Source organism: Pseudonocardia sp. GCM10023141 (genome assembly GCF_042653605.1).
Window position 1 is genome coordinate 48,102 of sequence record NZ_JBHSIR010000067.1, and the last position, 14,489, is coordinate 62,590.

At 70.1% G+C, this 14,489-nt stretch carries 15 protein-coding genes and 1 pseudogene; 5 read left to right on the top strand and 11 right to left on the bottom strand.

From position 1 onward, the window contains the following. The first annotated feature begins 351 nt into the window (after positions 1–351). Positions 352–516, top strand: a complete 165-nt coding sequence (locus ACFPFQ_RS38055) for a hypothetical protein (protein WP_379627814.1) — start codon at positions 352–354, stop codon at positions 514–516. A gap of 429 nt (positions 517–945) precedes the next feature. On the opposite strand, the gene ACFPFQ_RS38060 is transcribed toward ACFPFQ_RS38055, so the two are convergent. From ACFPFQ_RS38060 to ACFPFQ_RS38070, 3 genes are read right to left on the bottom strand one after another with little or no spacing between them, the layout of a single operon-like run. Further along, positions 946–1,503, bottom strand: a complete 558-nt coding sequence (locus ACFPFQ_RS38060) for a DUF2269 domain-containing protein (protein ID WP_379627816.1) — start codon at positions 1,501–1,503, stop codon at positions 946–948. Positions 1,504–1,508: 5 nt separating this feature from the next. Then, positions 1,509–1,796, bottom strand: coding sequence for a hypothetical protein (locus tag ACFPFQ_RS38065; protein ID WP_379627817.1), 288 nt, complete (start codon positions 1,794–1,796; stop codon positions 1,509–1,511). A 52-nt stretch (positions 1,797–1,848) separates the two neighbouring features. Next, a complete protein-coding gene (locus ACFPFQ_RS38070) occupies positions 1,849–2,715 on the bottom strand; it encodes an alpha/beta fold hydrolase (RefSeq protein ID WP_379627819.1) in 867 nt (288 codons plus the stop codon). 41 nt (positions 2,716–2,756) lie between these two features. On the opposite strand from ACFPFQ_RS38070, the gene ACFPFQ_RS38075 reads away from it, so the two are divergent. Beyond that, positions 2,757–3,461, top strand: coding sequence for a TetR/AcrR family transcriptional regulator (locus ACFPFQ_RS38075; protein ID WP_379627821.1), 705 nt, complete (start codon positions 2,757–2,759; stop codon positions 3,459–3,461). 52 nt (positions 3,462–3,513) lie between these two features. Here ACFPFQ_RS38075 and ACFPFQ_RS38080 read toward each other — a convergent pair whose 3' ends face one another. Further along, complete coding sequence (locus ACFPFQ_RS38080) at positions 3,514–3,879, bottom strand: ArsR/SmtB family transcription factor (protein WP_379627822.1); 366 nt, start codon at positions 3,877–3,879, stop codon at positions 3,514–3,516. Positions 3,880–3,976: 97 nt separating this feature from the next. Here ACFPFQ_RS38080 and ACFPFQ_RS38085 point away from each other — a divergent pair, with 97 nt between their 5' ends. Then, entirely contained in the window at positions 3,977–6,040 is a 2,064-nt protein-coding gene (locus ACFPFQ_RS38085; RefSeq protein ID WP_379628270.1) for a heavy metal translocating P-type ATPase, read from the top strand. Positions 6,041–6,431: 391 nt separating this feature from the next. Beyond that, entirely contained in the window at positions 6,432–6,728 is a 297-nt protein-coding gene (locus ACFPFQ_RS38090; protein ID WP_379627824.1) for a hypothetical protein, read from the top strand. Here ACFPFQ_RS38090 and ACFPFQ_RS38095 read toward each other — a convergent pair. The 3 genes from ACFPFQ_RS38095 to ACFPFQ_RS38105 form a co-directional block, all read right to left on the bottom strand. Then, a complete protein-coding gene (locus ACFPFQ_RS38095; protein WP_379627825.1) occupies positions 6,718–9,045 on the bottom strand; it encodes a heavy metal translocating P-type ATPase in 2,328 nt (775 codons plus the stop codon). The two genes, ACFPFQ_RS38090 and ACFPFQ_RS38095, sit on opposite strands and share 11 nt — an antisense overlap. Before the next feature lie 83 nt (positions 9,046–9,128). Further along, positions 9,129–9,335, bottom strand: a complete 207-nt coding sequence (locus ACFPFQ_RS38100; protein WP_379627827.1) for a heavy-metal-associated domain-containing protein — start codon at positions 9,333–9,335, stop codon at positions 9,129–9,131. Between the two features lie 66 nt (positions 9,336–9,401). Next, on the bottom strand, positions 9,402–9,683 hold the full coding sequence (locus ACFPFQ_RS38105) for a metal-sensitive transcriptional regulator (RefSeq protein ID WP_379627829.1): 282 nt from the start codon (positions 9,681–9,683) through the stop codon (positions 9,402–9,404). Positions 9,684–10,230: 547 nt separating this feature from the next. Here ACFPFQ_RS38105 and ACFPFQ_RS38110 point away from each other — a divergent pair. Further along, positions 10,231–11,451 (top strand): HoxN/HupN/NixA family nickel/cobalt transporter, encoded by a 1,221-nt coding sequence (locus tag ACFPFQ_RS38110; protein WP_379627830.1) that lies wholly within the window; start codon positions 10,231–10,233, stop codon positions 11,449–11,451. Positions 11,452–11,849: 398 nt separating this feature from the next. On the opposite strand, the gene ACFPFQ_RS38115 is transcribed toward ACFPFQ_RS38110, so the two are convergent. The 4 genes and pseudogenes from ACFPFQ_RS38115 to ACFPFQ_RS38130 form a co-directional block, all read right to left on the bottom strand. After that, positions 11,850–12,566 (bottom strand): L,D-transpeptidase, encoded by a 717-nt coding sequence (locus ACFPFQ_RS38115; RefSeq protein ID WP_379627832.1) that lies wholly within the window; start codon positions 12,564–12,566, stop codon positions 11,850–11,852. A gap of 235 nt (positions 12,567–12,801) precedes the next feature. Beyond that, positions 12,802–12,999, bottom strand: coding sequence for a hypothetical protein (locus ACFPFQ_RS38120; protein ID WP_379627834.1), 198 nt, complete (start codon positions 12,997–12,999; stop codon positions 12,802–12,804). A gap of 51 nt (positions 13,000–13,050) precedes the next feature. Further along, the gene (locus ACFPFQ_RS38125) at positions 13,051–14,037 is read right to left on the bottom strand and encodes an NRAMP family divalent metal transporter (RefSeq protein ID WP_379628272.1); all 987 of its coding nucleotides are present in this window, start codon (positions 14,035–14,037) and stop codon (positions 13,051–13,053) included. A 22-nt stretch (positions 14,038–14,059) separates the two neighbouring features. Next, a pseudogene (locus tag ACFPFQ_RS38130) lies at positions 14,060–14,410 on the bottom strand (divalent metal cation transporter); the annotation flags it as partial. Positions 14,411–14,489: the final 79 nt, after the last annotated feature.

The following is a 14,489-nucleotide window of genomic DNA, read 5'->3' on the forward strand; positions in this document are numbered from 1 at the left end:
GATTGATCGCCGGGGCCACCGCCGGGTCGATCGCGCTTATCGGGTGGGCGCTGGGCTCGGTGATCGAGGGCCTGGCCGCGGTCATCGTGATCTGGCGGTTCACCGGCGACCGCACCCTGTCGTCGACCGCGGAGGGCCGCGCGCAGAAGGCGGTCGCCGTCTCGTTCTTCCTGCTCGCCCCCTACATCGCGGTCGAGGCCGTCCGGGACCTGATCATCGGCCAGCGCGCCGACCCCACCGTCCTGGGCATCGTGGTGACCGCGGCCAGCCTGTTGCTCATGCCGGTCCTCGGGATCGCCAAAACAACGCCTCGGACGGATCCTGGACTCGGGGGCGACCGCCGGGGAGGGTGTGCAGAACCTGCTGTGCGCCGCGCAGGCCGGCGCGGTACTGCTCGGCCTCGCGCTCACCGCCACCCTGGGCTGGAGGTGGGTCGACCCGGTGATCGCCCTCGCGCTGGCCGCGATCGCGATCCGCGAGGGACGGGCGGCCTGGCGCGGCGAAGACTGCTGCTGACCGTGGAGCCGCTCCTGCTCCGCCGCGACGCCCCCAGCCAGGCACCACACTGCGGGAATCGGTCGCACGGGCAAGCCGTCAGGACGACGATTGGCCCGTACACCCAGTCCGGTGAGGATTCCGGGCGCGGTGGTCAGGGCGGTGACTCGGGTAACCAGACAGGGGTATGGAACAGGCACCACCAATACCCCCATAAGTGTTTGGGGGTAATCGGGGATGGTTGCCAATCGGGCACGCGCTGGCCCTGGCCGGGTCGATGGCCTGAGAGCTCCTCTGGGCTCTGATCTCGGGCTTCGTGCTGTCGGCGGTCGTGCATGCCGTCGGATGGCTGCGAGATCACCACCGCGACCTCGGCGCGCCGATCACCCGAGTCTGTTGAGCGGCATCACCGTGCTCCCGACCGAGGCCGATGTCGCGCTAGCCGGGTGTTCACCCCTGCCAGCCACCGGCCACCACATCGGTGGGCTTCGCGGCCGCGGCTGCGCGCCGGGGTTGGGTGCGTTGTCCGTGACGGGTCAGGCCGCGCGGTTTGTACACCGACAGGGCCGCGGCGGCGACGAGCAGGATCAGCGCGCCGCTGGTGTGCACGATCGGGGCGAGGCTGCGCAGCTCGGCACCCGCCGACCCGGTGGCCGCCGCGTCGGCGAGGCGGCGCAGCGGCTGCATGAACATCGTCATGAACAGCACCAGCACGGTGCTGGCGAACAGGTTCATCACCAGCTTGACCAGGACCCAGTAGTGCCGCAGCAACCCCCACCGGGTGCCCAGGGAACTGATCAGCCCGGTGAGCAGCGAGGCGACGCTGAACGGAACCAGGACATACCAGCCGATCACGTCCATCGCGAGGTAGACCGCACGCAATGCCGGCACGTCCGCTGCGGTCAGGCCGGCGACGGCGAGCGCGAGGAACCCCACGACCGCGCCGAGCCACCCCACCGAGGCGACGACGTGCACGGTGCGCGCGAACTGTCGCAGCCGCGGCGTCATCACCCTCACCACGCAGCGCCGACCCGGAGCAGAACGGGACCGCCGCTGCGAGCACCGGCTTCCACGGCGCTGGGCTGCGTGACCGGTGTGGCCGGTCCACCCAGGCCACCGGTCATGTGCCGGCCGGGGCCGTGCCCGGTGAGCAGCGAGATCAGGATCAGCGCGACCAGGACGAGGCCGATGATCCCGAACACCTTCACCCATCGGGGCGGCCCGGTGGTCGACCCACCCGCCTTCTCGGTGTTCTCGTTTCGGATGTCCCCGTGGGCGTCGGGATGGGGTGGATCGGTCATGGTCTTCCTTCGGTCGTCGGAGTGACGGTCCCGCCCGAATGCTCGGCCGGGGCTACCGGGGCTCCCGGGGCGCCGGAGTCTCGCCGCCGCGCGGGCTGGGCTGCGCGACGGCGGCGAGCAGCTCGAGCGCGAACTCCGCGGGCTGCGCGAGCAGCCCCAGATGGCCACCGGGCAGGTCCAGGATCGGCGTCTCGAGTGCCGTGGCCAGCACGGTGGCCGGCTGGTAGGTCATGAACTGCTTCGACTCAACCCCGCCGGCGAGGACGATCCGGTGGGCGTAGGCGGCCAGCGCCGGCACGTCGAGCTCGACTCGGGGGTACTGGCGCAGTTCCCGCTCGAACCAGTACAGCAGGTTCGCCACCGGCCGGGCGCCGGTGTCGGGATCCCTGCGGTGCCCGACCACGCCGCCGCGTCCGACCATGCCGCCGGTGATCCCCTCGCTGAACTGGCGCAGCGCCGGATGCGGCCCCGCCGCCCGGTAGGTGTCATAGACCGCGTCGAAGAACGCGACCCAGTCCTCACCGTCGGGCAGCAGCCGCACCGCCGGCGGCTCGTGCGCGATGACCCTCTCCACCACCCCGGGGTGGTCGATCAGGACCTGCAGCGCCACCAGCGCGCCGGAGCTGTTACCGAACACCGTCGCCCGCTCCGCTCCAAGATGCCCGATCAGCCGCGCGACGTCGTCGGCGTCGACCTCGAACCGGTGGGCGTAGTCCTGCGCGCCATGCAGCTGGCTGCGGGAGAACCCGCGCCGGTCATAGGTCACCACCCGATAGCGGCCGGACAACTCGACGGCCAGCTGCTGGTAGGGCGCCCGGTCCCCGGCCGCGCCCGGGACCACCACCCACAACGGGCCCTCGCCGCGCACCTCGTAGGACAAGCGCGCACCCGGAACCTTCAGCTCGACCGGCAGGATCATCCACCCAGTTTTGCGAGACAGAGTGTATCTGTCAAGACGTCTTGTCGGTTCCCGTCGGTGCGTATACTCCACCGGTGCCGAGGCTCTGGAACGACACCATCGCCGCGCACCGCGCCGCGGTGCGCGACGCCACCCTGGACGCGACAGCAGCCTTGGTGGCCGAACACGGGCTGACCTCGGTCACGATGTCGCAGATCGCCGCCACGACCGGGATCGGCCGCGCCACGCTCTACAAGTACTTCCCCGACGTCGAGGCGATCCTGCTCGCCTGGCACGAACGCCAAATCACCAGCCACCTCCAACAACTCGCCGACATCCGCGACCACACCACCGGCAATCCCGCACAGCAGCTCGAAGCCGTCCTCGAGGCCTACGCCCTCATCACCCACCAATCCCGCCGCCACCACCGCTCCGATCTCGCCGCCGTCCTCCATCGCGACGACCAGGTCGGAGCCGCAGAACGCCGGCTACGCGAGATGATCCAAGACCTCCTGGCCGCGGGCGCGACGGCCGGCGACCTGCGCGACGACATCGCCCCCGACGAACTGGCGAGCTTCTGCCTGCACGCCCTCACCGCCGCCGCCACGCTGCCCTCCCGCGCCGCGGTGCACCGGCTCGTCGCGTTCACCATGACCGGCGTAGCCGCGCACGCCGCCGACGGGATCCGGTCAGGAGACCAGGTCACGCCGCGGGTCCACACCGTCCATGACGAGGCCACTCGACGTAGCGAGGCACGTCTGGATTGACGAAGACGGCGGCGACATCCTCGGTCTTGCCGCGCCCGGGATGCTCAGCCAGTCAGCGGCTGCCGGCGACCGCACCGACCGAGACCGCACCGACGGAGACGGTGTCGGCCGGGACCGGGCGGTCCAGCGAGACGCTCAGCAGCTGGGTGATCTTGTCGTCGACGGCGTGGTAGTAGACGAAGGTGCCGTGGCGGCGACCGCGGACCAGCCCGGCCAGCCGGAGCTTGGACAGGTGCTGGCTGACCGCGGTCGGTGCGGCGCCCACGAGCTCGGCTAGACACGCCACCGAGGTCTCGCCTTGGGCCAGCGCCCACAAGATTTTGATCCGGGTCGGGTCAGCGAGTAGCCGGTAGGCGTCCGCAGCCCGCTCGACCAGCAGGTCATCAGGCATCTGGAACCCCGGCAGCGCATCATGCACACCCCCAATCTACCGCCGAGATGTACACCTGTCGAGCTGTTCAGCTATCAAGCTCACTACGTACCTGCGTTGTCACGCATATAGAGTGTCCCTGGTGATGACGATGGTGCAGGGCCGACCGCGGGTGGTGCGCCCGGCACGGAGCGTGTGGGCCCGGTTGTGGGATCTGACCGAGATCCGCTGGGCGGCGATCGCGACCGGGTTGTTCGCCCTCGGTGGGGTGGCGCAACTGTCCGGCGCGCCGGAGCCGGTGTGGTGGGCGCTGTATCTGGCCTGCTACGTCACCGGCGGGTGGGAACCGGCATTGGCCGGGTTGCGGGCGCTGCGGGAGAGAACTCTGGACGTGGACCTATTGATGATCGTCGCTGCAGTGGTCGCGGCGGGGATCGGGCAGGTCGTCGACGGCGCCTTGTTGATCGTCATCTTCGCCACCTCCGGCGCCCTGGAGGCGTTCGTGACCCGCCGCACCGCGGACTCGGTGCGGGCGCTGCTCGACCTGGCCCCGGAGCGGGCCACCCGGGTGCGCCGCGCGGACGGCGAGGCGGGCTCCAGCGACGACACCGACGCGGAGGAGGAGGTCGATACCGCGCAGCTTGAGGTGGGCGATGTGGTGCTGGTCCGTCCCGGGGAGCGGGTCGGCGCCGACGGGGAGGTCCTGGCCGGGGTCAGTGAGCTCGACCAGGCCTCGATCACCGGGGAACCGCTGCCGGTGCTCAAACAGACCGGGGACCCGGTGTTCGCCGGCACTCTCAACGGCACCGGCGCGCTGCGCGTGCGGGTCACCCGCGCCGCCGCCGATTCGGTCGTCGCCCGCATCGTGGCCATGGTGGAGCAGGCCTCGGCGACCAAGGCCCGCACCCAGCTGTTCATCGAGAAGGTCGAGCAGCGCTACTCGATCGGCGTCGTCGTGGCCACCCTGGCCTTGTTCGGGATCCCGCTCGTGTGGGGGGTTGCGTTCGAGCCGACCCTGTTGCGGGCGATGACCTTCATGATCGTCGCGTCGCCGTGTGCGGTAGTGCTGGCCACCATGCCGCCGCTGCTGTCCGCGATGGCCAACGCCGGCCGCCACGGCCTGCTGGTCAAGTCCGCGGTGGTGATGGAGAAGTTCCGCGAGATCAGCGTCGTCGCGTTCGACAAGACCGGCACCCTGACCGAGGGCACCCCCCGCGTCGCCGACATCCGGCTGCTGCCCCACACCGGAATCACGGCCGGGCTCGATGCCGTCGGGCTGCTCAGGTTGGCCGCGGCCGCGGAACATCCCAGCGAACATCCGCTCGCCCGCGCGATCCTCGCCGCGGCCCATGACCGCCACCTGGCCCTTCCCCGCGCCAGCGACTTCGGCTCCGCGCCGGGTCGCGGCGTCACCGCCACCGTCGACGGCCGCCGGATCCAGGTCGGGTCCCCGGTCTTGCTCGACGGCCTCGCTGCGGCTGCCGGCCTGGCGGTGGCGCGGGCGGTGGTCGCCGAGCTCGAGGACGACGGCGCCACCGCGGTCGTCATCCTGATCGACGAGGTCCCGGCCGGGGTGCTCGGGCTGGTCGACCGGCTGCGCCCGGACGCGGCCGCCACCGTGACCGCGTTGACCGCGTTGACCGGTGCCACCCCGGTGCTGCTCACCGGGGACAACCCCGGTGCCGCGGCGCGGCTGGCCGCGGAGGTGGGCATCACCGAGGTGCGCGCCGGGCTCCTGCCGGCCGACAAGGTCACCCATGTCCTCGCCTTGCAGGGCGATGGGCACCGAGTCCTGCTGGTCGGGGAGGGCGTCAACGACGCCCCCGCGATGGCCGCGGCATATCTCGGTGTCGCGATGGGCCGCCACGGCTCCGACCTGGCCCTCGACACCTCCGACGCGGTCATCGTCCGCGACGAACTCGCGATCCTCCCGAAGATCATCGATCTGTCCGCGCGGGCGCACCGGGTCATGCGCGCCAACCTCGCCCTGGCCGCCACAGTGATCACCGCCCTGGTCGTGTGGGACCTCACCGCGGTCCTGCCGCTGCCCCTGGGCGTGGCCGGACACGAAGGATCCACCGTCCTGGTCGGCCTCAACGGCCTGCGGCTGCTCCGAAAGGCCGCCTGGCGAGGCGCCGGCGCCGACCGATCCGACCCCGCCGTCACAGCCGAACTCCCCGAGCGGGAGCGTGTCGGCCTGAGCCGGTAGACCCGACCAGCCGCCACCTCGGGCCGTCGAGAGCGGCGCGGAAGAGGACGAGAGCAATGAACCTGGCATATCTACCCAGCCCACCGCAGGCGGTCTGGTATCCGGGCCGGGCCGGGCCCGATCCGGGCCTACGCGCTGTGCACCATCGCCGGGATCCTGGTCGCGGTCTGGTGGACCCAACGGCGCTGTCGGGCCCGCGGCGGCGGCCCCGACGTCGTGGTGCCGAACGGGATCGTCCACATCGCGACGTCCGACACACCACCTCGGCGATCCACTGGGCGTCGATCGCATCAGTCTTGCGGCCTGGGACGTGCTTGAGGTGGGTGGCGTTGGCAGCAACACTTCGAAGGTGTCCCTCCCACATGTATACGGCGCCCTGCAGTAGACGCCCGTGGACTTCATCGTCACCTGTGTCTCCCCGGCCGCGGACAGCCAGTCCCGCCGGTCCAGCAGGTCCGGGGTGGTCGCCCCGAACGACCGGACCTTGTGGGCAAGGTTGCCCTTCCCACCGTCCACCCCGCACGCACAACACCAGCAGCGCTGGACCGACATCGATGCCGGCGCACTGATCGATCAAACCTGGGTCATCGCACTGCCGCGCGACGACGACGATGACGACTCGATCATCGGTGTTGAGCTGCGTCCGCGGTGGGGTCAGACTGACTCCGGTCCAGGTTCTACCGATTGATGCTGCGGAACCGGCGCAGCCGTAGGCTGTTGCTGACCACGAACACCGAGCTCAGAGCCATGGCCGCTCCGGCGAACATCGGGTTGAGCAGGCCGGACGCGGCCAGGGGTAGGGCGGCGACGTTGTAGGCGAACGCCCAGAACAGGTTGGCTTTGATCGTGGCCAGGGTGCGGCGGGCCAGCCGGATCGCGTCGACCGCGGCGCGCAGGTCGCCGCGGACCAGGGTGATGTCGCTGGCCTCGATCGCGACGTCGGTGCCGGTGCCCATGGCCAGACCGAGGTCGGCCTGGGCCAGCGCCGCGGCGTCGTTGACCCCGTCACCGACCATGGCCACGACCGTGCCCTGCGCCTGCAGTCGCTTAATGATCTCGAGCTTGTCGGCCGGCAGTACTTGCGCGATCACGGTGTCGGGCCCGGGGTCGATCCCGACCTGCGCGGCGACACTCGCGGCGGCGGCGGGGTTGTCGCCGGTGAGCAGGATCGGGGTCAGCCCCAGCGCCCGCAGACCGGCGATAGCCGCCGCGGAAGTCGGCTTGACGGTGTCGGCGACCACGAGGACTCCCGCGGCGGCACCGTCGACCGCCACCGCGATCGCGGTCCGCCCCTGCTGCTCGGCCGCCGCCTTCGCCGCGACCAGGTCCCGACCCAGGGGCTGGTTGCGCTGCTCGAGCAGGGCGGCCCTCCCGACCAAGACGGCGTGACCGTCCACCACTCCCGCCACGCCAAGGCCCTCAAGGTTGATGAACTCGGTCACATCGGACAGGTTCCCGGCCCGTTCGCGGGCGCCGCGGGCGATCGCCGCACCGATCGGGTGTTCGGAGGCGTTCTCCACCGCACCGGCCAGGCCCAGCACCTCAAGAGCGTCCCGCCCATCCTCCACGTGCACTTCGAGCAGCGACATCTGCCCGGTGGTGACCGTGCCGGTCTTGTCCAGCACCACAGTGTCGACACGGCGGGTGGACTCGAGCACCTCCGGGCCCTTGATCAGGATTCCGAGCTGGGCACCACGACCGGTCCCCACGAGCAGCGCGGTGGGAGTGGCCAACCCGAGCGCGCACGGGCAGGCGATAATCAAAACGGCGACCGCCGCGGTGAACGCCACCCCCGCTCCGCCGCCGACGATCAACCAGAACGCCAGCGTGGCGGCCGCCAGCACGATGACGATGGGCACGAAGATCCCCGAGACCCGATCGGCGAGACGCTGCACCTGCGCCTTCCCGGTCTGGGCGTCCTCGACGAGCCGCGCCATGTGGGCCAGCTGGGTGTCGGCGCCGACCCGGGTGGTCCGCACGACCAGCCGACCACCGGCATTGACGCAGGCCCCGACGACGGTGTCGCCGGGTCCGACCTCGACGGGCAGCGATTCACCGGTGAGCATCGACGCGTCGACCACGGAGGCACCCTCCTCGACCACCCCGTCGGTGGCGATCTTCTCCCCCGGCCGCACGACGAACCGATCCCCGACACGAAGCTGGCCGATGGGGATGCGGGCCTCGACCATCGCCACACCGCCACCGGTGGTGTCCGGGCGCAGCACGGCAACGTCCTTGGCGCCCAGCTGCAGCAGCGCACGCAGCGCTGCGCCGGCGCTGCGCTTGGAGCTGGCCTCGAAATAGCGTCCGGCCAGAATGAACGTGGTGACCCCGGCGGCGACCTCGAGGTAGATGTTCCCGGCGCCGTCGCCGTGCGCGACGGCGAAGGCGAAGGTGTGGGTCATGCCGGGGATCCCGGCCGTGCCGAACAGCAGCGCATACAGCGACCACCCGAACGCGGCGAGGGTGCCCATCGAGATCAGGGTGTCCATCGTCGCCGCGCCGTGGCGCAGGTTCGCCCAGGCCGCGCGGTGGAACGGCGCCGCCGCCCACACCACTACCGGCCCGGCCAGCGCGAGGGAGATCCACTGCCAGTAGGTGAACTGCAGGGCCGGGATCATCGCCAGCGCGACGACCGGGACCGACAGCACCAGACTGGTGATCAGCCGCTGGCGCAGCGCCCGCGTCGGATCAGGCTCCTCGCCCCCAACGCCCGATTCGGCATCGAAGTCCGCACCACCCGGTGTTGCCGGTTCAGTCGAGGGCCGCGGCAGCACGGCGGTGTATCCGGCCGCTTCGACCTGGGCGAGCAGCAGGGCCGGATCGATCCCGGTCGGCGAGCTCACCCGGGCCTTCTCGGTGGCGTAGTTCACCGTGGCGGTGACCCCGTCGAGCTTGTTGAGCTTGCGCTCGATCCGGTTCGCGCACGAGGCGCAGGTCATCCCGCCGATGGACAGCTCGACATCGGTGAGCTCCCCCGCCGCAATGGGTGTGGTCGTGGTCATCGAAACCTCCCTGAGCACGCGCAGCATTGAACATCGAGAGCCCGGGCGGTTGGTCGCCGGAGGGCTGCAAAGCGCGTGCCTCGTCAACCCACCAGGCGGTAGCCGGCTTCGTGGACCGCCTTGTCGACCTGGTCCGGGTCGACCGGTCCGGTGCTGGTCACCGTCACCGCGCCGGTGGTCAGTTCAACCGCCACGGCGGTGACCCCGTCGATCTCGCTGATCTCCTCGGTGACCGACGCGACGCAGTGCTCGCAGGTCATCCCGATGACGGTGTAGGTGTGCTGGCTCATCGTGGGTTTCTCCGTTCTTCCCCGATGCGGGGCGCGGGATGGACGAGTGCGGACAGGTGCGTGGGGTCAGGACTTGACCAGGCGCGCGATCGCGGCGCTGGCCTCGGCGACCTTCTGTTCGGCAACCTGGCCGCCCTCGGCGACGGCCTGCACCACGCAGTGGCGCAGGTGCTCGTCGAGCAGACCGAGCGCGACGGCTTCGAGGGCCTTCGTGGCCGCGGACACCTGAGTGAGTACATCGATGCAGTACTCGTCGTTCTCCACCATCTTCGCGATCCCCCGGATCTGACCTTCGATACGGCGCAGTCGCTTGAGATAGGCAACCCGGTCCTGGGTGTATCCGTTCACGAGTTGTCTCCCACGCCGTCCGCCACACGAGATACGGTACCCTAGGGGGGTACCGTAGTCAAAGAGGAGTAGTCGCACCCCCACCGCACTCCCGGCTCGATGGGTTGCCGATCCCGACCGGGCTATGCATGCCTCAGCCACGTCCCTTGCTACGCAATGTTCAGCCCTGCGGTACACAGCACGCAGTGAGGCGCAGCACGGGCGGAGATGCGGCCAGAACGAACCCCACCGCTCCAACGCATCGCGACGACTTCCGATCACTTCGACGAGCAGCCGACGTACGTGCAACTGCCGAGGTGCGAGATCGGCGTCATCGCGGCTCCGCTGCACGCGCCCGGCCACGTCGACCTACCCCGTTCCGCTGGCGGTCTCGCCGGTGCGCCACCCGAGTCGACGGCGGCGCCAATCGAGGCGGGACCTGCGGTGGACGAACCACTCCCGACCGGCGCTACCCAACGCTAGCTACTGCATTTACCATGCAGCAGGGTGGGGGATGTGCCGCACCGGTGGGTGACGGCTGATAGCAGCGTCAGATGGGGAGTGCTCGATGTCAACCAACGTGCAGCCGGCGACGGCGGCCGGGCCGCCGTTGACCGATAAGCAGCGGATCCGGTTCACCCGCGACGAGATCCCCCGGCTGCTCGGGATGTTCGGTTTCATCGCGGCGCTGCACGTGATCGGGTGGGGGTTGTTCATCCACTACAACTCCATCCCGGCGCTGCACAACGCCACCGGCAGCGACGGCACCCTGGTCTACGCGGGGGCGGGGGCGCTGGCCTATACCTTCGGGCTGCGCCACGCCTTCGACGCCGATCACATCTCGGCGATCGACGACACCACCCGCTATCTGCTGCAGAAGGGAAAACGACCGCTGGGGGTGGGGTTCTTCTTCTCCCTGGGCCACTCCTCGGTGGTGTTCGGGTTCGTGACCGCGCTGGCCCTGGTCGCCGCGCAGGCCACCGCGTTCCAGGAGGCGTTCAAGTCCACCGGCGGCATCATCGGCACCCTGGTCTCGGGGTTGTTCCTTTACCTGATCGCGGGGCTGAACCTGGCGGTGCTGGGCGGGATCGTGCGCGCCTGGCGCCAAGCCAAGCGCGGCGAGTACTCCCCGGAGGAGCTCGAGGAGCTGCTGGCCAAGCGCGGGTTCATGAACCGCATCTTCCGCGGCCGGTACAACAAGTTCATCAACAACTCCTGGCAGATGTACCCGGTCGGGCTGCTGTTCGGGCTGGGGTTCGATACCGCCACCCAGGTCGGTCTGATCGCGGTCGCCGGCGCCGGCGCGGTGGTCGGGGGGCTGCCGCCGTTGGCGATCATCGCGCTGCCGATCCTGTTCGCCGCGGGCATGTCGACGATGGACACCTTCGACGGGGTGTTCATGTCCAAGGCCTACGGCTGGGCGTTCGTCAGCCCGGTCCGCAAGATCTACTACAACATCACCACCACCGGGTTGTCGATCTTCGTGGCGTTCGTGATCGGCACCATTGAGCTGCTCGGACTGCTCTCGGGCCAGCTCGGGCTGACCGGGCAGCCCTGGGATTTCCTGTCCGGCATCGATATCAACACCGCCGGGCAGTTCATCGTCGTGGTCTTCCTGCTCACCTGGATCGGCGCGGTCGCCTACTGGAAGATCCGCAAGTTCGACCGACGCTACGGCGACGGCACCAGCACCGGGGCCGGCACCCGTGGCGCCAGCGGCGGTCGGGTCACCAGCACGCGCGCGGCCACCGAGCACACCTCAAGCGCAGGCGAGGGCCGCAGGCCGTAGCCGCGAGAGGACGGGGTAGGGGAAAGCTCGTCGGGCAGGACCAGGACTTGACGCGCCATCGCCGGCGAGGCGACTGCCTCGCACCGGCGTCGTCACCACATCGCAGAACTCCGCGTCGACGCTATGACCACCGGGGCTCCTCCATCAACGACGCCCGTGGTCGTACTCGCCGGCGTGCGTGATCACACCGCGCACGTCGCCCCCTGGCTCATAGACGTGAGGCCGGGGAAGGTCGATCCCATAGCCGTCCGGGAGTTAGCAGGTCACGGGTTTGCCCCGGCACCTGCTGCGCCCGGATTTCACAAGATCACCCCGACGCGGTCCGCGCCAACGGGCTCGGTCTTCTCCACCCACGGTCCTGCCCTGCACGGCCGTGTCGTTGTAGTGGATTATCCGGTTCAGTGAACCTGGACCTGGTCGCCGACTTGGAGATAGTTGTACCAGGCGGCGGCGTCGTCGGCGGACAGATGAACGCAGCCGGCGGACTGCTTCTGCAGGCTGCCCTCGTGGAAGGCGATCCCGCCGGGGGCGAAGAACACCGAGTACTCCATGGGTGCGTTGTTGTACTCGCTGCTGCGGTGGTGCTGGTCTTTCCACTGCACTCCGAAGGTCCCGACCGGTGTGGTCTGGTCCGTGGCGCCTTGGGTGATCGGAACCGGTCCGCGGATGACTCGGCCGTCCCGGATGAGCCAGGCCTGGTTGTGGGCCAGATCGACGCAGGCTTTCGCGGTCGCGGTACAGGGCGTGCCGGCCACCAATGACGAGGCGTTACCGGCCGGGGCGGCGTTACCGGCCGGGGTCGGGGAGGGGCTGGTCGCGATGGCCGGCGCGGCGATGGCGACGGTGCCCGCACCGAGCATCCCGGCGCCGAGCGCCCCGGCGAGGACCGTTGCCCGTGCGGGCCCGCTCCAGCGACGGGTTGATTCTTTCCGATGCCTGCCCACTGCGCGACCGCCCATGCCTGTAGTGCCCTGTCCGATGTCCTCCCCGTCAACGACGCAGCGTAGGAGAAGGTGACGGCCCGATCCGGTGGCGCGCTCGGCATTCTTCTCGACGAACAACCCCGCCGGGACAATTCCCGTCTTCGGGGCATTCACCTCGTTCGAAACGAACACGTTAATCCGGACAGTGCCGTCAGGAGGCAGGGGTCGTCGCCCATAGATGTGAACGGCCGGCGGATGGACCGGCGCCCGAGGTGGGCCCAACCCGTGCTCAGGGGGTGTGCCACCGCCTCGTCGGGCCCGGGGCGATGGACGATCTTCCCGTCATCGGTGTTGCCGCCACCGCCGGGGTCCTCGCCGTGGCCATCGGTCTCGTCGTCGTGGAGAACCCGGTCGCACCGAGTAGGAGCTAGGTGAGTTGGGAGATGAAGGTATAGATGACCATGACGCTGAGCAGCAGGACGAAGACTCGTAGCGCCCAGAGTGCTGCTCGGGCGCGGCGGCGTAGCCGTGCCGGGGGGACCCGGCGGCGGGTATCGGCGACGAGCTGGTCGGGTTCGAGGAACGCGACCAGCCCGGTGTCGGTGTGTGCTGCGGGTGGGGTCATGCGTTCCGTCCAAGGATGGGTTCGATCGAGCCGGCGGAGGTAAGGGCCGGTTCAGGGTGGGGCCGCGATGAGGTGGACGGTCTGCAGGAAGGAGTCGATGCCGTAGGCGGCGCCGCACACCGCGACGAACCCGACAACGGTGATGGCGAGGATGTTGGTGGCGCGGGTGTTGACCCAGCGGCCCATCAGGTCGCGGTCATTGGCCAGCATCAGCATGAAGATCAGCGCGACCGGGAGCAGCACGGTGGCCAGCACGTTCGCGTTCAGCGCGATCGCGAGCAGCGGGGCGCCGGGGATCAGGATGACCGCGGCGGCCAGCGCGGCGGTGGCGATGTTGGCGAGGTAGAACAGCGCCGAGCGTCGCGGTGAGCTGTTGAAGCTATGCGAGATCCCGATGCATTCCCCGGCCGCGTAGGCCGTCGACGCGGAGATGGTCAGGATCGCCACCGCGCCGGCCTCAATCAATCCCAGCGCGAACACCGCCCCCACCGCCGATCCGGCGGTCGCGGCCAGCGCGGCGGGGAACCCGGCACCGTCAAGCCCTTGGATGGTGGCGCCGCCGTGGGTGGCGAGTGCAGCGCCGGCGATGAGCGCGCCGACGCCGAACACCGCCGCGAGCCCCGCGCCGAGCGCGGTGTCGAGACGGCCGTGTCCGATGTCGCGCGGGGTCATCCCTTTGTCCGCGGACGCCCCCTGCTGGTAGAAGATCATCCATGGGGTGACGGTGGCGCCGATGGTCGAGGTCAACAACAGCAACAGCGTGCTCAGTCCGCCGCCGGGCAATGGGCCCCAGGTCGCGAACGCGGCCCCGACCGCTCCCAGATCGGGTTTGACCCCGACTGCGGCCACCAGGAACAGGCCGTTGAACACGGCCAGGCCGAGCACGACCCGTTCCCACCGCCAGTAGCGGCGCCCGCCGAGCGTCAACACGATCAACACCAGCCCCAGGGCGACCGCGACCGGGGCCCCGAGGCCGAAGTAGGCCAGTCCGACCCGGATCGCGACGAACTCCGCGACCAGGGTGACCAGGTTGGTCAGTACCCAGGTCCGCGGCCCCGAACCAGCCCCACAACGCGCCGTATCGGTGCAGGACGAGCTCGCCGTAGCCGCGGTGGGTCACCGCCCCGATCCGCATGGACATTTCCTGGCAGACATACGCCATCGCGAACAGCACCACGATGAACGGCAGGAAGAACCCCAGCCCGTAGCTGGCTCCGACGGTGGCGTAGGAGATCATGCTGGGGCCGTCGTTCTCCCCGAGCATGGCCAGCACCCCGGGCCCGACCAGCAACCACAGCAGACGCCCCCGCTGCCCGGCCTGTCGCGCGGTCACCACCCGTTCCCGGTCCCGGGAACGGGCGAGGTCCTCCTCGGTCAACAGCGGACCGGTGGCGCCGTCGGTGGGGCTCATCGATCGCCGACCGGCCGCTCACCCGACGGGCCGCCACGGCCGCGGCCTGCGGAACTGTCGCTACCGGCGGGGCCACGGT